The 21454-nt window shown below is 64.0% G+C and carries 14 protein-coding genes; 8 read left to right on the top strand and 6 right to left on the bottom strand.

Annotated features, from left to right (window positions below; genetic code table 11):
* Both X741_RS157065 and X741_RS157070 read right to left on the bottom strand, forming a co-directional pair.
* Positions 1–735 (bottom strand): 4Fe-4S dicluster domain-containing protein, encoded by a 735-nt coding sequence (locus X741_RS157065; RefSeq protein WP_023777222.1) that lies wholly within the window; start codon positions 733–735, stop codon positions 1–3.
* A complete protein-coding gene (locus X741_RS157070) occupies positions 732–3662 on the bottom strand; it encodes a molybdopterin oxidoreductase family protein (RefSeq protein ID WP_031249926.1) in 2931 nt (976 codons plus the stop codon). The genes X741_RS157065 and X741_RS157070 overlap by 4 nt, the downstream gene beginning before the upstream one ends.
* Positions 3663–3931: 269 nt before the next feature.
* On the opposite strand from X741_RS157070, the gene X741_RS157075 reads away from it, so the two are divergent.
* Positions 3932–4834, top strand: a complete 903-nt coding sequence (locus tag X741_RS157075) for a LysR family transcriptional regulator (protein ID WP_023777220.1) — start codon at positions 3932–3934, stop codon at positions 4832–4834.
* A 143-nt stretch (positions 4835–4977) separates the two neighbouring features.
* Here the strand turns inward: X741_RS157075 and X741_RS157080 are convergent, their stop codons facing one another.
* The 4 genes from X741_RS157080 to X741_RS157095 all read right to left on the bottom strand — a co-directional run bounded on the left by X741_RS157080 (position 4978) and on the right by X741_RS157095 (position 12346).
* The gene (locus X741_RS157080) at positions 4978–6234 is read right to left on the bottom strand and encodes an Hsp70 family protein (protein ID WP_023777219.1); all 1257 of its coding nucleotides are present in this window, start codon (positions 6232–6234) and stop codon (positions 4978–4980) included.
* A 185-nt stretch (positions 6235–6419) separates the two neighbouring features.
* Complete coding sequence (locus X741_RS157085) at positions 6420–7211, bottom strand: TIGR02186 family protein (RefSeq protein WP_023777218.1); 792 nt, start codon at positions 7209–7211, stop codon at positions 6420–6422.
* Positions 7211–8134 carry a sulfite exporter TauE/SafE family protein gene (locus X741_RS157090; protein WP_023777217.1) on the bottom strand — a complete coding sequence of 308 codons (924 nt, stop codon included), beginning with the start codon at positions 8132–8134 and terminating at the stop codon, positions 7211–7213. The genes X741_RS157085 and X741_RS157090 overlap by 1 nt, the downstream gene beginning before the upstream one ends.
* 192 nt (positions 8135–8326) lie before the next feature.
* Positions 8327–12346 carry a peptidoglycan-binding protein gene (locus X741_RS157095; RefSeq protein ID WP_023777216.1) on the bottom strand — a complete coding sequence of 1340 codons (4020 nt, stop codon included), beginning with the start codon at positions 12344–12346 and terminating at the stop codon, positions 8327–8329.
* A gap of 482 nt (positions 12347–12828) precedes the next feature.
* On the opposite strand from X741_RS157095, the gene X741_RS157100 reads away from it, so the two are divergent.
* From X741_RS157100 to X741_RS157130, 7 genes are all read left to right on the top strand, one after another.
* Positions 12829–13290: a MerR family DNA-binding transcriptional regulator gene (locus X741_RS157100; protein ID WP_023777215.1), complete on the top strand. Its 462-nt coding sequence runs from the start codon at positions 12829–12831 to the stop codon at positions 13288–13290.
* Between the two features lie 229 nt (positions 13291–13519).
* Positions 13520–14023, top strand: coding sequence for a hypothetical protein (locus tag X741_RS1000000169670; protein WP_156937865.1), 504 nt, complete (start codon positions 13520–13522; stop codon positions 14021–14023).
* 101 nt (positions 14024–14124) lie between these two features.
* Complete coding sequence (locus X741_RS157110; protein ID WP_023777213.1) at positions 14125–15915, top strand: acyl-CoA dehydrogenase; 1791 nt, start codon at positions 14125–14127, stop codon at positions 15913–15915.
* A 232-nt stretch (positions 15916–16147) separates the two neighbouring features.
* Positions 16148–17317 (top strand): acyl-CoA dehydrogenase family protein, encoded by a 1170-nt coding sequence (locus X741_RS157115; protein WP_023777211.1) that lies wholly within the window; start codon positions 16148–16150, stop codon positions 17315–17317.
* A 33-nt stretch (positions 17318–17350) separates the two neighbouring features.
* Positions 17351–18559, top strand: a complete 1209-nt coding sequence (locus X741_RS157120) for an acetyl-CoA C-acetyltransferase (RefSeq protein ID WP_023777210.1) — start codon at positions 17351–17353, stop codon at positions 18557–18559.
* A 14-nt stretch (positions 18560–18573) separates the two neighbouring features.
* Positions 18574–20793 (top strand): 3-hydroxyacyl-CoA dehydrogenase NAD-binding domain-containing protein, encoded by a 2220-nt coding sequence (locus tag X741_RS157125; protein WP_023777209.1) that lies wholly within the window; start codon positions 18574–18576, stop codon positions 20791–20793.
* 8 nt (positions 20794–20801) lie between these two features.
* The gene (locus X741_RS157130) at positions 20802–21347 is read left to right on the top strand and encodes a thioesterase family protein (RefSeq protein WP_023777208.1); all 546 of its coding nucleotides are present in this window, start codon (positions 20802–20804) and stop codon (positions 21345–21347) included.
* Positions 21348–21454: the final 107 nt, after the last annotated feature.

The following is a 21454-nucleotide window of genomic DNA, read 5'->3' as shown; positions in this document are numbered from 1 at the left end:
CTAGTTCGAAAGCATGCGGTCGACCCAGCCGAGGAAGCCGCCCTCGGCCCGCACCGGCTCCAGCGCCTTCGCAGGCACCGATGCGGCGCGTTGCGTGTGGGCGCGCGGCGGCAGGTATTTGTTGGTCGGGCGATAACCGAGCTCGGGCATCAGGTCGACGCCGCCGCGCTCCGCCACCAGTTGCGAGACGGCAGAATGGGGGTCGCCGAGATCGCCGAAATGCCGGGCGCTGGTCGGGCACGCGGCGACGCAGGCCGGCACACGGTCTTCTTCGGCCAGATTGTCATTGTAGATGCGGTCGACGCACAGCGTGCATTTCTTCATCACGCCGACATCGGTATCGAATTCGCGCGCGCCGTAGGGGCAGGCCCAGCTGCACAATTTGCAGCCGATGCACTTGTCTTCGTCGACCAGCACGATGCCGTCCGAGGCCCGCTTGTAGGAGGCCCCGGTCGGGCAGACGGTGACGCACGCCGGCGTCTCGCAATGCAGGCAGGAGCGCGGGAAGTTGACCGTGCGCCCGCCCATCTCGGTGGTGTGCTCGTAACTGTGGACGCGATTGAACCAGACGCCGTCGACATGGCCGCCATAGGGGTCGATGTCGGTCAGCGGCGCCATGTGGCCGCCGGTGTTCCACTCCTTGCAAGCGGTGACGCAGGCCTGGCAACCGACGCAGGTGTCGAGGTCGATGACCAGGCCGAGCCTCTTGTCGGTTTGGGCGGGAAGGCAGGTCATCTGGTGGTTTCTCTTTTCGTGCGGAATTCGGCGCCGAAGGTCAATTTGTCGGGCGCGGGCTCGAAATGCGGAGGCTGTTGAAACCGCTCGAATTGCGGCTCGGTGAAGCCGGCTTCCTCATCAGCGCATTTGACGATGCGGACGCGAAGATCGAACCATGCCGCCTGGCCGGTGACCGGATCGGAGTTCGAATAGCGTTTGCCCTGCGCGTCCGCAGCGGTCTGGTCGCCGATGACGTGGTTGAGCAGGAAGCCGCGATTGCTCTCGGTGGCATCGTCCTTCAGTCCCCAGCTGCCGCGCCGCTTGCCGATCGCGTTCCAGGTCCAGACCGTGCTTTCGTTGACGCCGTCGACCAGCTTGATCTGCCCCTTCACCTTGCCATTGACGCTTTCGATCCACACCCAGTCGTCATCGGCCAGACCGAGGCCGGCGGCGGTCCGGTGATTCACGAACAGCCGGTTCTGGCTGGTGATTTGCCTGAGCCACGCATTTTGCGAACCCCAGGAATGGTACATGTGCATCGGCCGTTGCGTCAGCGCGTGCAGCGGGTATTTTTCGAGATCGACGGCCGCTTCCTCGAACGGCACGTGCCAGAACGGCAGCGGGTCCATGTAGGTCTCGATGCGCTGGCGATCGCCCTCTGGCGGCAACACGCGGCCGTGGCCTCGCGCGGCGAGGCGGAAGCGCTGCAACGGCTCGGAATAAAGCTGGAAGACGATCGGCTCCGCCGTGGGGATGAAGCCCATCTGCACGGCGAAGTCGAGATAGGAGCGGTTGGCCATCTTGTAGTAGCGCTGGTCGTCAGCGAGGTCGTGGTGCCAGAACCCGCCATTGTCGATGTAACGCTGCAACTGGTCCGGATTAGCCGCGCCCTTGCCGATCGACGATCCATCCTGGCCGCGCCAGCCGGCAAGCGGGCCGATGCCTGGCGTGCGCTCGTGGTTGACGATGTAGTCGGCATAGTCTGCATATCTGGCCAAGCCGTCGTCCTTGACGAAACCGGGCAGGCCAAGCCGCGCACCGAGCTCGATCAGCACCGACTGGAACGGCCTGACGTCGCGGTCCGGCTCGACGACGGGATGGCGGATGGCATCGCCTGGCCCGTCGGCATGGCTGATCGGCCGGTCGAGCAGGCTGATGCAGTCATGCCGCTCAAGATAGGTGGTGTCCGGCAGCACGAGGTCGGCGAACGGCACGGTCTCCGAATAATAGGCGTCGGAATAGATGATGAAGGGGATCTTGTAGTTACCCGCATCATCACTGTCGGTCAGCATGGCCATGGTCTCGACGGTGTTCATCGAGGAATTCCACGCCATGTTCGACATGTACATCATCAGCGTGTCGATCGGGTACGGATCGCCGGCCCAGGCATTGCGGATGACGGTGTGCATCAGGCCGTGCGCGGCCAGCGGCGCCTCCCACGAATAGGCCTTGTCGATGCGAAGCGGTGTGCCTGTTTCGTCGACCAGCAGATCGTCCGGCCCACAGACGAAGCCAAGCGGCATGCCGTCGAGCGGCGTCATCGCCTTGGTTGTCTTGCCGGCGGGTTTTGGGCCTGGTGGCGCGGATCTGGGGTAGGGTGGCTTGAAACGGAAGCCGCCGGGAACATCCACGGTTCCCAGCAGTACCTGGAGCAGATGGATGGCGCGACAGGTGTGAAAACCGTTCGAATGGGCGGAGATGCCGCGCATGGCATGCATCGAGATGGGCCGCCCCTTGATCGTCTCGTGCCGACGCCCGGCCCAGTCGGTCCAGGCTATCGGCAGCTCGATGGTCTGTTCGAAGGCGACATGGGCAAGTTCGGCGGCGATCCGGCGGATCGTATCGGCAGGAATGCCGCAACGCTCCGCGACCGCATCCGGTGCATGGCTCTCGTCGAGGTAGCGGTCGGCAATGAGCTGGAACACCGGAACGCAGTGACGCCCTTCGATCGTAAAGCTGCCGGTCAGCACCGGCTTCGCCTCCGGGTCGGTTGCCTTGACGGAGGTCTTCGCCACCCTGTCCCAGGCCAGCGGATTGCCGTCGGCATCGCGGACGAACAGACCGTCGTCGGCAGCACCTGGCTCCTGCACGACGAGGATATGGGCGTTGGTGTAGCGCAGCAAATAATCGAGATCGACGCGGCCGGCCTTCAGCAATTCGTGGATGAGCGCGAAGACGAACAGGCCGTCGGTGCCCGGCCGGATGCCGATCCAGTCGTCGGCAATGGCATTGTAGCCGGTCCGGCACGGATTGATCGACACCACCTTGGCGCCGCGCGCCTTGAGCTTGCCGAGGCCGATCTTGATCGGGTTGGAATCATGATCCTCGGCAACGCCGAACAGCATGAAATACCGAGTGTTGTCCCAGTCGGGCTCGCCGAACTCCCAGAACGAACCGCCGATCGTATAGAGGCCGCCGGCCGCCATGTTGACCGAGCAGAAGCCGCCATGGGCGGCGAAATTCGGCGTGCCGAACTGGCTCGCCCACCAGCCGGTCAGGGATTGCGACTGGTCGCGGCCGGTGAAGAAGGCGAGTTTTTTCGGATCGGTCCGGCGGATGGCGGAGAGCCGCTCGGTGGCGATCACGAACGCTTCCTCCCACTCGATCTCGCGGAACTCGCCCGAGCCGCGCGGCCCGCTGCGCAGCAAGGGCTTCTTCAGTCGCGCCGGGCTGTAGTGCTGCATGATGCCGGAACTGCCCTTGCCGCAGATCACGCCGCGATTGACCGGATGGTCCTTGTTGCCGTTGATGTAGCGGACCTTGCCGTCCTTGATGTGCACGTCGATGCCGCAGCGGCAGGCGCACATGTAGCAGGTGGTCTTGGCGATGCTGTCGGAAACATCGGGCGAGGTGTCGACGCCGTCACCTTCGTCAGGCGCGCGCGTGTCGGCAAGCGGGCGTTGCGATGGTGCCGAATTCGCGCCGCGCGGTGGTCCGTGCATCATGGTTCAGTGCGGTTCGCGGATTTGGCCCGCGTCTTCGGTCCGGGGCCGCGCATGTAGTGCTCTTCCGGGTGGTAGCGATCGCCGGCCAGCCGTCGCCTTATGCCACGGGCCCAATGGGCAAACAGGGATCTGAACCGCCCGATCATTTTATTCGCTGCGACCTGATGGCCAATTTTTTCTAACTTCACCTGAAAAAGTAGAATAAAGCTATCGATCCGTCTAATCAGTTGTTCTTGTAAATTCGATCGATATTGGTTCTTAATGCGCACATGACCCTGGATCAGTTGCGCATTTTCGTCGCCGTCGCCGAGCGCGGCCACATGACCAAGGCGGCGGAGCTTTTGGGTATCTCCCAGTCGGCGGCATCGGCCGCCATCCGCGCGCTCGAAGAACAGCACGGCGTGCACCTGTTCAACCGCGTCGGCCGCAACATCGAACTGTCCCAGACTGGCCATCGGTTCCTGCCGGAGGCGAAGGCCGTGCTCGAGCGGGCCGCCGCCGCCCGCAATGTGCTTGAACATGTCTCACAGACGATCGCCGGCAGTCTCTCGATCGCGGCCAGCCTGACCATCGCCAGCTACTGGCTGCCACGCCGGCTGGCTTCCTTCCACGAAGCCTATCCGGCCGTCAGGCTGAGCGTCACCATCGGCAACACCAGGCAGGTCGAGGCCAGCGTGCTGGATGGAACCGCCGATCTCGGCCTGGTCGAGGGGCGCACCGAATCCGACATATTGCGCCGCGCCAAGGTCGATACCGACAGGCTGATGCTGGTCGTTGCCAGTTCCCACCCCGAGATCGCCGAAACCGCGCCCGGCCATCCCGACATCAGGGGCCTGCGCTGGATCATCCGCGAGGGCGGCTCGGGCACGCGCGAGGTGCTGGAGGATCTGGCGCGGCGCGAGGGGATTTCGCTTGCCGACCTGCAAATATTCCTGGTGCTGCCCAGCAACGAGGCGGTTCGCCAGGCGGTCGAGGCGGGTGCCGGCGCCACCATCATTTCGGACCTGGTCGTCGGCCGTGCCGTTGCCGAAGGCAGCCTGCGGTCGGTGCCGCTCGAACTGCCGAAACGCGACTTCGCCATGATCACGCACCGCGATCGCCAGGCAAGCTTGGCCCAGATGGCGCTCAAGGCGCATCTCGGTGCCGAAACGACCGGATCTGCGCCAGCATAAGGTTCGTTGAGATTCAGGTCAGGCCGTGCCGAAAATGGTTGGTTCCGAGAACCGGAACGGAGCGTACGTTCGGGTACGCGAGTACCGGAAGCGCAGGAAACGGCCATTTGCAGGCCGGCATCACCTGAATATCAACGGACCGGTCAGCCGAACTTGCGCTGCGCGTCGAGAGCCAGGCCAAGCCCGACCGAGCCGAACATGTCGCCCTCGATGACGGAAGCCTGCGGCACCAGCGACAGGATCTCCCGTCTTGCCAGCGGGATCGCGGTCGATCCGCCGGTCAGGAACACCGCGGTGATGTCGGACGGTTTGACCCGCGCGTCGCGGATGGTCTCCCCGACCGTTGCGGTGACCCGCTCGATGTCCCGGGCGATCGTGGCGTCCAGCCCACCGCGCGTGATCTCGGCGGAGAAGTCCGCGCCCGGCAGCTTCACCGCCACCTCGGCGGATGATCTGTCCGTCAACTCGATCTTGGCCTTTTCGACCAGTGCCGCCAGCGCGTGCCCATAACGATGCTCGACGATGTGGATGAAACGATCGACCAGGTCGGCGCGCACGGCCTCGTAGCGGATCTGGCGCAGATGCGTCATCGCCTTGGCGGTGTAGACCAGGTTGATGCGCTGCCATGTCGCGAGATCGATGAAATAGCTGGCCGGCAGATTGCGCTTGCCATCCTTGGTCGGGGTCAGATAGCCGAGCCGCGGCATCACATGGGCAATGCTCAGCAGCCGGTCGAAATCCGTGCCGCCGATATGAACGCCCCGGCTGGCCAGGATGTCGTCCTTGCGGTCCAGCGAGCGGGAGCGCTCCGGCGAGACGCGCACGACCGAGAAGTCGGACGTGCCGCCGCCCATATCGATGATCAGCGCCAGCTCCTCGCGCGTGACCCTCTGCTCGTAGTCGAGCGCCGCGGCGATCGGCTCGAACTGGAAAGCAATGTGCTTGAAGCCCTGGGCATGGGCGGCTTTTTCAAGGTCGCCCTGCGCATTCGCATCGGCTTGCCGATCGTCGTCGACGAACTGCACGGGCCGGCCAAGCACCACCGTCTCGACCACGTCGCCGGCGTCTTCTTCCAGCCTCTTCCTGAGATGCCCGAGGAACAGGCCGATGATTTCCATGAAGCCGATCGAGCGCGCCTTGATGCGCGTCTTTTCGTGCGCCAGCGAACTGCCGAGCACGCTCTTCAGCGAGCGCATCAGCCGGCCTTCGACGCTGTCGGTGTAGTTGGCGATGGCCTGGCGGCCAAAGCAGATGCGGCCGTCCTCGAAATTGAAGAACACCGCGCTCGGCAACGTGACCTGGCCGTCTTCAAGCCCGACGAGGCGCGGCTGCCCGTTGCGGACCACGCCAACCGTGGAGTTCGACGTGCCGAAGTCGATACCGGCGAATGCTGGTCGCAAGGCAGCCTCCTGTCATTGGTGGCAGGCAGCGGATCGGCGCTCGCGGGAGAAGCGTGCGCTGCGGTCCGGGCGACCGAACCACTTCTGCCGGATTGACCACTCTGCCGAATTGAATTGCTTGCCCGTCGGGCGGGGAGGTGCGGTCTACAGCATGACCTGGGAAAGGGAAACCCCTTTTGGACGTCTCAGTCCCTGCGGAAGACCAGCCTGCCGAGCCAGCCCGTCAGCATGGCCAACGATATGGCGAAGACGCCGTAGAGGAAGGCATAATCGTGCGCGACGCGGAAGATCGACTGTTCGAAGCCGGACTTGCGGATTTCGAGCTGGGCCGAGCTCTCCTTGATGAACAGGCCGCTCTTGAACAGGAACGCACGGGCTTTATGGGTTCCAACTGGCACATTCGGTGCCAGCCTGACGGTGGCGCGGAACAGGTTCTGCGACAGGAACTGCACGCCGCCGACATTCTCGCTGTAGAGGCCGGCCGCCGCCTTGCGTTCGCGCAGCGCGGCGGTGAATTCCTGGATCGTCGCCGGGCTGTCGCCGGCATCGGCGGGCTGCATGTAGAGGTTGGAGGCGCCGAGCGACAGCTGCTTGTAACTGTTCGGTTCGGTAATGTCTTGCAGCGGCCGTGTCGTCGCCACCGAATAGGAGACCGGCACGTTCTCGAAGGTTTCCGATTCCAGATTGATCCAGACGCCGAGCACCCGGTCCTTTCGGCGCACCACCACAGGCTTGGGCGGCCCTTCGAGCACGACGATGACATCGTAGCGGCCCTGGCGGGCAACCAGTGGATCGGGGTTTTCCAGCGAACCGAAAATGGTCAGGTCGGCACCGGAAAAGCCGGCGGTGATCGAGACATTGTCGGTTGAGAGCCCGATCTGGATGCCTTCCGTCAGCGGCGTCTGTGCCTTCGCCGGCAAGGCGGTCACGAGCAAGGACAGGAGAATGGCGGTTGCGAATGCGTTAGGACGCGTCATCAGTTGAGGCCCGCGCCGGACAGTGAATAAAGGTTGGGCGGCGTGACGAACAGGCCGATGGCCAGCCTTATCGCCACCGCCAGAACCAGCAACGCCAGCAGCGCCCTCAATTGTTCGCCGCGCAGCCTCTGGCCGGCCTTGGCGCCATATTGTGCGCCGGCCACGCCACCCGCCATCAGCAGGAAAGCCAGCATCACGTCGACGGTCTGGTTGGTGCTGGCGTGAACCAGCGTCGTGTAGGCGGAGGTGAAGATGATCTGGAACAGCGACGTGCCGATAACCACATTGGTCGGCACTTTGAGCAGATAGATCAGCGCCGGCACCATGATAAAGCCGCCGCCGACGCCCATGATGGACGACAGGAAACCGATGCCGGCGCCAAGGCCTAGCACCGGGATGACGCTGACGAACAGTTTCGAGGCCCTGAAGCGCATCTTCAGCGGCAAGCGGTGGATCCAGTTGTGCTGGCCGGATTTCTTCAGAACCGGTGCCGCACCGCTGCGCGTCGCGCGCAGCGCATTGGCGCTTTCCACCAGCATCAGTCCGCCCACCGTGCCGAGCAGCACGACGTAAAGCAGCGAGATGAACAGGTCGAGCTGGCCGAGCCTGCGCAGGAAAGCGAACACGAAGATGCCGCCGGTCGAACCGACAATGCCGCCGGCCAGAAGCACCCCGCCGAGCTTGAAGTCGAGCGTACCCCGCTTCATGTGCGACAGCGCACCGGAGAAGGAGGAGGCGATGACCTGGTTGGCGCCCGTGGCGACCGCGATCGCTGGCGGAATGTTGTAGAAGATCAGGAGCGGCGTGATGAGGAAGCCGCCGCCGACGCCGAACATGCCCGACAGGAAACCCACCGCGGCGCCCATGGCCAGCAGCACGAAGACGTTGACGGAAATTTCCGCAATCGGGAGATAGATGCCCACCCGTCAGTCTCGATCAGTTTGCCTGTCGGCGAATACAGCCGTTGCGGACAGTCTCGCACCGAAAAGCCAATTTTTTCTTGCGCCGACGCGGCGGCGGGAAAAAACCCCGTTACCGCGCCGAAACAAAAAACATCTCAATCAGTTAACAGGCAAATGTGTGGCAAGGGCGTCGTGGAAGCGACGCATCTGCCGTTATTTGCGCGCCAGCAGCGCCTTGACCAGTTTCTCGTCGACCGCGCCGGTGGCCGGCATCTTGTTGTCGGTCTGGAAAGCCATGATCGCGGTCTTCGTCTTCTGGCCCATCTTGCCGTCGGCACCACCGGCGTCGTAGCCGTTCTTGTTGAGAATGCGCTGGATGTTCTGGACCGCCTTTTTCATGTCGATGCTGGCGGTGGTCTGCGGCGTGCCTTCCTGCCAGGCATCGGGAACGTCGACCGAATTGGCTGCCACGTTGAGCGGCTTGGCTTTCCACAATTCGGTCGCGGCGCGGGCGCGCTCGAGCTGTTCGGGCCGCAGCGCATTGGCAATCTCGTCGCGCTTGGCGGCCGCGTCCTTGTCGCCGGTCTTGGCGACGAGCGCGAACCATTTGTAGGATTCCTCGAGGTTCTGCTTCATGCCGACGCCCTTGGCGGCGAGAATGCCGAGATTGAACTGGCTGTCCTTGACGCCAAGATCGGCGGCCTCCTGGAACCAGTGGGCGGCCGATTCATTGTCGGTCACGCCGTCGGCGGCCATGGCGAACAGCACGGCCAGATTGTGCATGGCGCTCGCGTTGCCCTGCTCGGCGGCCATCTGGTACCAGGTCTTCGACTTCTTGATGTCGCGCGCGACGCCGATGCCCTTCTCGTAGAAATTGCCGATACGGTATTCGGCCGGCGCGAAGCCGAGTTCCGCCGATTTCTCATACCATTTGGCCGCTGTCGCCATGTCTTCCTTGACGCCGCGCGACTCCGCGTAGCGCGAACCGATCTCGAACAGCGCCTTGGCATCGCCGCCGGCGGCGGCATCGCGGAGCCCGACCGGGCCGGCCTCGGCCGGAATGTCGAACTTGGCCGCGGCTGTCGCGGCGGATGTATCCGTCGGCGCAACCGCGCCAGTGGTGTCGTTGCCCTTGGTGTCGTTGGTCGCGGTTGGCGCGGCCATGGTCGGCTGGGCATCGCTGGCCGTCGCCTGCGCGCCACCGGTGGTGGCCACCGGCGTTGACGTCGTCGGGGCCGTCGAAGTGGGCGCGGCCGGAGCCATTGCTTCGGAGGCGGCGCCTGCGCCGGAAGCGTCGGCCGTAGCCGTGGATCCCGCTGTGGCTGGTGCCGTATCCGCCATCGCATCGTTGTCGGAAGGCATCGCCATGGCGGTCTGGTTGACCATGTCGTCTTTAGCCATCGGCGCGGATGGTTCGGCCTGCCTGACGGCGTGGGCCGGCGCGTTGTCTGTTGCCGCCGGCTGGGCTTCCGCCTTCGGCGGGCTGGCGGCGTCGACGGATGCCGTTTGAACCGGCTGCGAGGCCACGATTGGTGCCGCGTCGTTGCTTGCCACCTGGGCCGGATCGGAGAGGAATGCTTTGCCGAGTTGCAGGCCGGCAAGCGCCAGCATGATCGCGGCCGCCGCCATCAGGATCGGTTTGCGCCGTGCCTTGAGCAGGTCGCCGATCCTGAGCGCCTTTACCGGCCCTTTCATCGTCGACTGGCGCTTCAAGGCATCGGCTTCGGCCGCGGCGGCCTGCGCCGCGCGCCGCGCCGCCGCGATGAAGTCCGATTTGGAGGCATCGCTGTCGCTGAGCTTTGCCGGCTGGCCCCGCTCGTCGCGCACGCGCTTCATGATGGCATTGAGGTCGGGCGCGCCCGAGCCGGGCTCCAGCGGCCGGTTGGCCATTTTCGGGTCGAGCGGCTCGTCGAGATCGACGCTCGGGATATCGGCGCTCGGCGCAGAGCCGGCCAGGGGCGGAATATCCGCCGCCTTCTTGCCCTTGAAGGCGCGTGCCAGCCCGCCGAACATCGATTTGCGGCCGGCCGGCTGGTCCTTCTCGGCAATGGTGTCGGAACCGAGTGCGGCCATGGCGGCTGCAGCGGCGGCTTCCGCCGGCGAGCGTGTGCCTCCCGGCTCGTTGCGCATTATGGCGGCGGCACGGCCGTCGAGATCGGCCATGTCGCCCGTCAGCGGCATCGGCGCGTCGATATCCATCGACGGCGCCTCGACCGCCATCTTGGCCGTGCGTGCGCGGCGTTTGCCGACTGCTTCATCTGGCCGTGCGTCCAAAAGCTCGCTCACCGCCTCGGACGGATCGCTGGTTTCCAGCGAGCCAAGCCTGTCGACGATCTTGAGCAGCGTGTCGTGGATGGCCTCGAAGGTCCGCGAATTGCGCTCGTCGGAACGGCGTGTCAGCGTCTCGAGCGTCTTCAGGTCCTGCGCGAGCCCCGAAACGGCGGCGGTATTGGCGCTCGACCCGGCCAGCGACTGCACTGCGTTTTCGGCCGCTTCGCGCGCCGCGCCGAGGATGGAATCGCGGGTCCCGGCCAGCGACTTCTCGATTTCGTTGAGGCGCGGACTGATGTCTTCGAATTCCGGCAGCGGCGTGCCGGGCTTGGAAAGATGCGCGGACAGGCCGGTGACCTGCGCCTCCAGGCTGCGGATCAGCGCCGGGTCGATGCCGGCAACCTGCGCGGCCGATGCGTCGAGCCGGCTGGAAATGTCCACGAGCCGGCTTTCCAGGCCGCGGATTGCCGCTTCGCCTGCGGGATCGGGAGCGCGCGTCTCGATGCGCTTGGCGAGCGCGGTGAAGCGGGCGTCGATGGCCTCCATGATACCGGCACTGTCGATCTGCGGCACGCGCTGGTCCAGCCGGTCGGCAACCTCGTCCAGTCGGCGCTCGAGATCGCGAAACAGCATGTTGCCCTGTTCGATGGCGTCGCCCTGGCGGCGTTCCATCATGCTCGACAGCACGTCGAAACGCTGCTCCAGGCCTTGGAAGATATAGTCGGCATCGGGCATGGCCGGCGCCTGGTCGATCTTGTCGGCGATGAGCGCGATCTGCTTGGCCAGCCGTTCCATCGCCTCTTCGGGCAGGTTGGCGCGGCCGGCGAGTTCGTCGACCCGGCTCGACAGCGTGCTCAGGCGATCCATGACGGCATTGCCCGGGCGGTCCTGCGCCACTTCCTCGATCTGCAGGGCCAGAGAATCGATCCGCTTCTCGATGCGCTCGAAGGCTTCATGGTCGAGCGAATTGGCCTGCGCCGCGACGGTCGAGGCAACGATGGCGCGGGAAATCTCGTCCAGCCGCTCGTCGATCATGGCCAGCGTGTCGCCGCCGCGATTGTCCTGCTGGCTGGCGAAGTGATCGACGGCGCTGGCCAGCGTGCGGACCTTCTCCTCCAGCGAACGCAGCGACAGCGATTCCGGCAGGTTGTTGACGGCATTGCTGATCTGCTCCAGCCGATCGGTCAAGGCGGCAAGCGCGGGCTCGTCGGAGCGCTTGCGCTGGTCGGCGTCGACGCGGTCTTCGAAGGCTGTCCAGCGGCGATCGAAATCATCCCAGCGGCGATCGACCTTCTGCACGCTCTCCTCGCGCGCCAGCGTGTCGAGCGCGGACTTGACCTGCTCGAGTTCCAGCCGCAGCAGGTTGACGCTTCTGTCGTCGCTCTTTTCCGACAGCGACTTGATGGCGCCGGAGAGCCGTTCGAATTCGACGCCGAGTTCGGCGCTGCCCTTGCCCGATCCGCCTGGGCCCGATGCGCCCGGCTTGGCGTTCGACTGGAAGGCGCGATCGATATCCTTGCGCAGTGCTTCGAATTCGCGCTGCAGTCCTGATGTCATCTGGTGGCGCAGTTCCTCGCGCATGCCGCGCAACTCGCCGGCGATCTTGCCGACCATGGCGACGCTGTCTTCCTGGCCGCGGACGCGGTCGATGTCACGGGCAATGGCCTGATAGCTCTGGTCGAAGGCGGGGGGCGGCACTGGGGCCTTGGCGCGCGGTGCCGGCTGCGGATCCTCGTACCAGCGCTGCTGGGGCTGGGTGGCGGGATAGCGGGGATCGGCTGCGGGATAGCGCGGTTCGGCGCCATACTGGCGGGGAGCGGGACGTGCCATCGTGTCTTCGCGCGTCTGCCCCAGCCGCTGTTCCAGCGTCTCCAGCGAGCGGTTGAGCTGCTCGAGCGTGGTCTGCGGCCTGCGCGGCCTGCCGGCGTTGAGTGTATCGAGATAGGACCGCTTGCTGTTCATCGGTGCGTCCGTCTTTCAGATTGGCCAGTTTGCGACCAGCTCCCCAAGTCCCTGCCGGAACGAGGCGACCGCGCTTCCATGCGGTGGAAGACAAGCTTCCCGGGGTTCACCCGCGCTCCGAAAAACCGTGAAAAATTCGATACAGGATAAACACGGGTAGCCGACATGCGCACATTTCGCCCAACGTGGTAAACAACGCGTTAACCAAGCTTAAGAAGTTGGAAGGAAGTTCACGGCCGCGCCCGCGCTGCGGCATCGCCCTTGCGCTGCGTCAAAAAGCACCGACCGCGGAACGCCCACAGAACGCCCTTGCGTCATGAGGCGGCTATCGGTATAGAATTGACGTAAACGTAAAAGGCGCATCGAGTGTGCTGTTTTGCGATTTGTTTGTCGAAACCACGGCCGGAAGCACGCCCCCGCTTCCAGTCAGGCGACGCATGGTCAAGGACCGCGACGCCACCAGACGGGGAAAGCCAGTGACCATGAAGCTTATTTCGGCCGGCGAGACCGCGGCCAACACCAACAATATACCTGTCGAAGCCGGCGAGGATCTCGTCCGCATCGGCGAGATGGCCAAGAAGTACGGCGTGACGCTGCGCACGCTGCGTTTCTACGAAGACAAGGGCCTGCTCAATCCTCAGCGTGACGGCTCGACCCGTCTCTACACGCGCCGCGACAGGGCCCGGCTGAAACTGATCCTGCTCGGCCGCAAGGTCGGGTTCTCGCTGCGCGACGTCAAGCAGATGATGGATCTCTACGATCCGACCGGGTCCAACGCCAAGCAGCTGCGGCTGGCGCTCGACAAGTCTGAAAAGCAGCTTGCCCGCCTGCAGAAGCAGCGGGCGCTGATCGACGACGCCATCAATGAGCTTGGCGGCTCGATGACGGCGGTGCGCCAGATGCTGGCCGAGCGCTCGGCGCCGCAGGCGAGCGTCGCGGGCTAAGCCAGCCCCCATCTGCTTTCAACCGAAAAAGCCGCGTGGCCGTTGCCGCGCGGCTTTTTTAGGATGGGCGCAGCGGACCGCCGCGCTAGGATGATGCCTGCGCCTGTGAATTGGTGATCCGAAGGCCGGTCGCGCCTGCAGCTTCAAGAAGCGCAAGCAGGCTCCAGAATGCGTCCGGGGAAGCCGTTCCGAAGTCCACGTTCAGCACTTTGGGCCGAATGGAAGCCGAGTGGATGATATTTCCCAATTCGGCGCCCTCTTGGTGACGCTCGTCATCGGGATCGAACCAGTGCTGGAACCAGATGCCTATCTGGTCGAGCGGAGCAGCCGCGAGCGTGTGATGGATCACGACATCGTTCCATTGCAACTGCTCTATCAGGAATTCGGCGCGCTCAATCCGACCCGATATCGGCTCGAATGTGAGGAAATCCGGCTGAAGCTCGATGGGATCGACTTTGCCGTCATTCTTGACAAAGTCGACGCAACAGAGCCCCCGAAATATCCCGCTATCCTCACCGATCTGGAACTTTACTTCGGGAGACCCCTGAACGCAGCTCTGCCGCTGCTTTGCTACGAACGCCCGAAACTGATCCAGGTAATGGCTCTGAACGCTGATTATGAATGCGGCGGGGTTCATGCGATGAAATTGCCCTGTCGCGAACAGCCGGGCAAGCGGCCGCTTGCGAAATTTCGGACAAAGCCTGGCAAAAATTTTTGCGGCCCAAACAATTGACGTTTACGCAAACGTCAATAATTGCTATTGCGACTTCGACATTGGCTCGCCTGCCGCGCACGGCTTGGTTTGGGGCCAAATCCGCATGGTGGAGGAAAAGCATGCCGATCTACAGGGCACCGGTCCAGGATACGCTGTTCGTGTTGAACGAGGTGCTGGGCTACCAGCGCTATTCGAACCTTCCCGGATTTGCGGACGCCACGCCCGACGTGCTGGAGGCGATCCTCGCGGAAGGCGCCAAGCTTGCCGAAAACGTCATGCACCCGCTCAACCGTGTCGGCGACATGGAGGGCTGCGTCCGTCACGACGATGGTTCGGTGACGACGCCCAAGGGCTTCAAGGAAGCTTTCGACCAGTACCGCGAAGGCGGCTGGATGGGGCTTGCCGCGCCGGTCGAGTTCGGCGGCCAGGGCCTGCCCTATGCCGTGCACACGGCGGTTGCCGAATACATGGTGTCGGCCAACATGTCGCTGATGATGTATCCGGGCCTGACGCAGGGCGCGATCGCGGCGATCATCACTCATGGCACCGACGAGCAGAAAGCCAAATGGCTGCCCAGGATGGTCGAGGGCGCCTGGACCGGCACCATGAACCTGACCGAGCCGCATTGCGGCACCGATCTCGGCCTGCTGCGCACCAAGGCGGTGCCGAATGGCGATGGCACCTACAAGATCTCGGGCCAGAAGATATTCATCTCGGCCGGCGAGCACGACATGTCGGACAACATCGTCCATCTGGTGCTGGCCCGCATCGAGGGCGCGCCGGAAGGCGTCAAGGGCATCTCGCTGTTCATCGTGCCGAAGCTCAAGCTCGATGCATCAGGCAATCCGGGCGAGCGCAACACCCTCTCCTGCGGTTCGATCGAGGAGAAGATGGGCATCCACGGCAATTCCACCTGCGTCATGAATTATGACGAGGCCGAGGGTACGTTGCTCGGTGAGGCCAATGGCGGCTTGAAGGCCATGTTCACGATGATGAACGAGGCACGGCTCGGTGTCGGCCTGCAGGGGCTGTCGCTCTCCGAGATCGCCTACCAGAACGCCGTCGCCTACGCCAAGGACCGTTTGCAGGGCCGCTCGCTGTCGGGGCCGAAGGCGCCCGACAAGAAGGCCGACCCGATCATCGTCCATCCCGACATCCGCCGCTCGCTGATGACCATGAGGGCCTTCAACGAAGCCGGCCGCGCGCTGGCCTTGTGGACGGCGATCAAGTCCGACATCGCCCACCGTTCCGGCGACGAAAAGGACCGCCAGGCGGCTGACGACTACACCGGCCTGATGACACCGGTGGTCAAGGGCGTGCTCACCGACAAGGGTTTCGACCACGCCGTGATGGCGCAGCAGGTGTTCGGCGGCCACGGCTATATCGAGGAGCACGGCATGAGCCAGTTCGTGCGCGATGCCCGTATCGCCATGATCTATGAAGGCGCCAACGGCATCCAGGCGCTCGACCTCGTCGGCCGCAAGCTTGGCCTGAATGGTGGCCGCGCCGTGCAGGCCTTCTTCAAGGAAGTCGGCGAATTCTGCGAGGAAAACCGCGCCGACGAAAAGATGGCGCCGTTCACCAAAGCGTTGAAGAAGGGTCTCAACGATTTGCAGGCGGCGACCATGTGGCTGCTGCAGAACGGCATGGCCAAGCCCGACAATGCCGGTGCGGCCTCGACCGACTACATGCATCTCTTCGGCCTCGTGGCGCTGGGCTACATGTGGGCGCTGATGGCCAAGGCAGCACAGGGTAAGACCGGCGCCAACGGCTCCCAGTCCTTCTACGACAACAAGGTGGTGACGGCGCGCTTCTTCATGGAGCGGATCATGCCGGAGACATCGGCACATCTGGCCCGCATTTCCAGTGGTGCGGACACGCTAATGGCGCTGCCTGCGGAAGCGTTCTAGAAATAGCCGGCGTCCCCCTCCCCCTTGAGGGGAGGGTGGCCCGAAGGGCCGGGAGGGGTCCTGCGTGCAGTGCGCCGGCTGGTTGGCGCTTTGGGAGGAGAATGATCGCAATGCCCCAAACCCGCGTCAGTTTCGAAGATAAGGTCGAGCACGTCATCGGCGACCCCACCCGACCGCTTCGCGGCCACCCTCCCCTCGAGGGGGAGGGGGACGTCGGCGCGGGAGAAACGGCATGACAAATCCAGCTGAAGCGCTTTCTTTGCCGAAACCCGCCTGGGCGGCGGACGAGGTCGGCATGCTCTACGACATGGCGGTCCGCTTCATGTCGGAGGAGATCGCGCCGCGTTACGACGAGTTCGAGAAGAACGAGATGGTCGACCGCGAAAGCTGGCTGAAGGCGGGGGCCGCCGGTCTGCTCTGTGCCTCGATGCCGGAAGAGTATGGCGGCTCGGGCGGAACCTTCGCGCATGAAAGCGCCATCATCGAGGCCATCGGCCATGTCGGTGTCGACGGCTTCGGCATCGGCCTGCACAATTCGATCGTCGCCCCTTACATCCTCCACTACGGCTCGGAAGAGCAGAAGAAGAAGTGGCTGCCGAAGCTGGCGACCGGCGAACTGATCGGCGCCATCGCCATGACCGAACCGGGCGCCGGCTCGGACCTGCAAGGTGTCAAGACGCGAGCGCAGAAGGATGGCAACCAATACAAGATCAACGGTTCCAAGACCTTCATCACCAACGGCCAGCTCGCCAACTTCATCATCGTCGTCACCAAGACCGATCCGGAAAAGGGCGCCAAGGGCACCTCGCTGATCGTCGTCGAGACAGATGAAGTGGAAGGCTTTGAGCGTGGCCGAAACCTCGACAAGATCGGGCTGAAGGCCAACGACACGTCGGAGCTGTTCTTCAACGACGTGCGCGTGCCGACCTCCAACCTGCTTGGCCATGAGGAAGGGCAGGGCTTCATCCAGCTGATGCAGCAGCTGCCGCAGGAGCGGCTGCAGATCGGCACCGGCGCCATCGCCATGATCGAGCGGGCGCTGGCGCTGACCATCGACTACGTCAAGGAGCGCAAGGCGTTCGGCAAGGCGATCATCGACTTCCAGAACACCCAGTTCAAGCTGGCCGAACTCAAGACCGAGGCCACCATCGGCCGCGTCTTCTACAATGATTGCGTCGCCCGCCACATCAATGGCGGCCTCGATCCGGTGACGGCGTCGATGGCCAAATACTGGCTCAGCGATCTGCAGGGAAAAGTCGTCGACGAATGCCTTCAATTGCATGGCGGCTATGGCTACATGAATGAATATCCGATCGCCCGCATGTTCCGCGACGCCCGCGTCCAGCGCATCTACGGTGGCACCAACGAGATCATGAAATTGCTGATCGGCCGCTCGCTCTGAGAGCGACGACCGGCAAACCCAAGGAGCAGAAAAATGGCTGACGCTTATGTCTATGACGCCGTGCGCACGCCGCGGGGCAAGGGCAAGAAGGACGGGTCGCTGCACGAGGTGCCGGCGGTACGGCTCGCCGCCAAGACGCTCGAGGCTTTGCGCGACCGCAATGGGCTGGATACCGGCAATGTCGACGACATCATCTTCGGCTGCGTCGACCCGGTCGGCGAGGCCGGCTCGGTCATTCCGCGCGCCGCCGCCTTCGAGGCCGGCTACGACAACAAGGCACCGGGCATGCAGATCTCGCGCTTCTGCGCCTCCGGTCTCGACGCCATCAATTTCGGCGCCGCCAAGATCGCCCAGGGCGCCGACGAGATCGTCGTCGCCGGCGGTGTCGAATCCATGTCGCGCGTTGGCATGGGCGCCTCGGGCGGCGCCTGGTTCATGGACCCTTCGGTCGGCCTGCCCGGCTGGTTCGTGCCGCAAGGCATCTCGGCCGACCTGATCGCCACCAAATACGGCTTCTCCCGCGACGATGTCGACGCCTATGCGGTCGAGAGCCAGAAGCGCGCCGCCAAATCCTGGGCCGATGGCCGTTTCAAGAACTCCGTCATCCCGATCAAGGACCAGAACGGCCTGACCATCCTCGACCATGACGAGCATATGCGTCCGTCGACCGACATGCAGTCACTGGCCTCGCTCAATCCGTCCTTCGTCATGCCCGGCGAAATGGGCGGCTTCGATGCGGTCGCGGTGCAGAAGCATCCCGAGGTGGAAGAGGTCAACCACGTCCACCATGCCGGCAATTCGTCCGGCATCGTCGATGGCGCGGCGGCCGTGCTGCTCGGTTCGAAGAGGGCCGGGAAAACCATGGGCCTGAAGCCGCGCGCGCGGATCCGCACCTTCGCCAACATCGGCTCGGAGCCGGTACTGATGCTGACCGGTCCGGTCGACGTCACCGAGAAGCTGTTGAAGCGCGCCAAGATGAAGCTGTCCGACATCGACCTGTTCGAACTCAACGAGGCTTTTGCCTCGGTGGTGCTGCGCTACATGCAGGCTTTCGACATCCCGCACGACAAGATCAACGTCAATGGCGGCGCCATCGCCATGGGCCATCCGCTCGGCGCCACCGGCGCGATGATCCTCGGCACTGTGCTGGACGAACTCGAGCGCCGCGACCTCAACACCGCGCTGGTGACGCTGTGCATCGGCGCCGGCATGGGCACCGCAACCATCATCGAACGCGTCTGACGGGGAGAGAGAAAATGAGCTACACCAATTTCACCCTCGACATCGACGCCGACGGCATCGCGCTGGTCACCTGGAACAGCCCGGACCGCTCGATGAACGTCTTCACCGAAGAGGTGATGAGCGAGTTGAACGCCATTGTCGATCACGTGGCCGGCGACGCGGCCATCAAGGGCGCGGTGATCACCTCCGGCAAGGACACGTTCTCCGGCGGCGCCGACATCACCTTGCTGCAGAAGATGCTGGCGACTTTCGCCACGGACAAGGGCAAGGATGCCGAAAAGGCGACCAAGGCGCTGTTCGAGAATGCCGGTTATATGACCGGCCTGTTCCGCAAGCTGGAGACCTCAGGCAAGCCGTGGGTTTCGGCGATCAACGGCACCTGCATGGGCGGCGCTTTTGAGCTGTCGCTCGCCTGCCACGGCCGCGTAGCAGCCGACAGCGACAAGGTCAGGATGGCGCTTCCCGAGGTCAAGATCGGCATCTTCCCGGGCGCCGGCGGCACCCAGCGCGTGCCGCGGCTGACCGATCAGCAGCAGGCGCTGCAGATGCTGACCTCCGGCCAGACGCTGTCGCCGCAGAGGGCCAAGTCCATGGGGCTTATCCACGAGATCGCCGAGCCGGCCAGGCTGGTCGAGACCGCCAAGGCGATGATCAGGAACGGGCTCAAGCCGGTGGCGCCGTGGGACGAGAAGGGCTTCAAGCTGCCTGGCGGCCAGATCTATACACCCGCCGGCTTCAACCTCTGGCCGCCGGCCATCGCCATCCTGCGCCGCGAGACCTATGGCAATTATCCGGCAGCCGCCGCGATCCTGAAATGCGTCTATGAAGGCCTGCTGGTGCCGTTCGACACCGCGCTCAGGATCGAACAGCGCTATTTCACCGAGATCATGCAGACCAAGGAAGCGGCGGCGATGATCCGCTCGCTGTTCGTGTCGCTGCAGGAACTGAACAAGGGCGCACGCCGCCCGGCCGGCGTGCCGGAAACCAAATTCAAGAAGATCGGCATTCTCGGCGCCGGCTTCATGGGCGCCGGCATCGGCTATGTCACGGCCAAGGCCGGCATCCCGGTGGTGCTGCTCGACCGCGACATGGAGTCGGCGCAGAAGGGCAAGGCGCATTCCGACAGCTTGGCCTCCGATCAGGTCAAGAAGGGTCGCGCCAAGCCCGAGGAGCGTGACAAGCTTTTGTCGCTGATCACGCCGACGGCCGACTATGCCGACCTTGCCGGCTGCGATCTGGTGGTCGAGGCGGTGTTCGAGGATTCCGCCGTCAAGAAAGCCGCCACCGAACAGGCGGAGGCGGTGCTGAAATCGTCGGCGATCTTCGCCTCCAACACCTCGACCATCCCGATCACCGGCCTGGCCAAGAATTCGGCGCGGCCGAAGAACTTCATCGGCATCCATTTCTTCTCGCCGGTCGACAAGATGATGCTGGTCGAGATCATCTTGGGCAAAAAAACCGGCGACAAGGCGCTGGCGACCGCGATCGACTTCGTGCGCGCCATCAAGAAGACGCCGATCGTCGTCAACGACACGCGCGGCTTCTACGTCAACCGCTGCGTGTTGCGCTATATGTCGGAAGCCTACAAGATGCTGATCGAAGGCGTGCCCGCGCCGATGATCGAAAATGCGGCCAAGGCAGCCGGCATGCCGGTTGGGCCGCTGGCGCTAACCGACGAAACGGCGATCGACCTTGCCCAGAAGATCATGAAGCAGACCATCAGGGATCTCGGCGACAAGGCTGTCGACCCCAAGCAGATGGGGCTGATCAACACCATGGTCGACGATCATGGCCGCTTCGGCCGCAAGAACGGCAAGGGCTTTTACGATTATCCGGCCAAGCCCGCCAAGAAGAAGCTGTGGCCCGGCCTCAAGGATCTCTATCCGCAACTGGCACCCGAGAAGGTCGACTATGAGGAGCTGCAGCAACGTCTGCTCGTCACCATCGCGTTGGAAGCGGCGCGGGTGATGGAGGAGGGGATCGTCACCGATCCGCGCGAGGCCGATGTCGGCTCGATCCTGGCCTTCGGCTTCGCGCCCTACACCGGCGGCGCGCTGTCCTATATCGACGGCATCGGCGCCAAGGAATTCGTCAAGATCGCCAAGGGCCTGCAGAAGAAATGCGGGGCCGAGTTCAAGGCGCCGAAGCTGCTGCTCGACATGGCCGAGAAGGGCGAAACCTTCTACGAACGCTTCGATCCCTACGCCAAGGGCGACGTGAAGCAGGCCGCCTGATGTAAATCATGTACGTCTGGGCGCGTATGGCGCGCATGCTGGCCACGACGAGAAGCCGTGGCCCCTACGTAATGGGCGGCGAAAGCCGGCTGGGCTTTCGCTGCCTGCCGACCGACATCGATTTCAACGTCCATCTCAACAATGCGCGATACATGATGCTGGCCGATCTCGGCCGCATCGACCTGTTCGTCCGTGCCGGCCTTATCAGGCTGGCGCGGAAGAATGGCTGGGCGCCGATGATGGGCGGACTGCAGGTGGTCTATGCCCACGAGATCAGGCTGTGGCGCCGTTTCGAGGTGGTGTCCTCGATCGAGACCTGGGAAGGAACCCAGGTCATCGGCAAGCACCGTTTCGTCCTCGACAATGGCGAGACGGCCGCCTTGATCCTGACGACGGCCGGCGTCTACGACCGCAAAGTTCGACGCTTCCTCGACATAGACGAGGTTGTGACCGCACTTGGCCGTGCTGTAAATCCGCGACCGCCAACGCAGGAAGAGCGGATTTTCATGACATCGCACCAGGGTTTGCGCAGCCTTGCCAAGGCGGCGGATTAATCCCGCAATCGGAGTTTGCCCAGCCGACGGGAACGCGCGTCACGGCCGCACGCCGGTGGACAAACCGGCATTCGAAGACTAGAAGGAAAAGGCATTTTTTCCTGTTT

This window comes from Mesorhizobium sp. LNHC221B00 (assembly GCF_000502935.1).
GTDB lineage: Bacteria > Pseudomonadota > Alphaproteobacteria > Rhizobiales > Rhizobiaceae > Mesorhizobium > Mesorhizobium opportunistum.
Note: the sequence above shows the minus strand (reverse complement) of the source record. Positions and strands in the feature narration are given on the sequence as shown.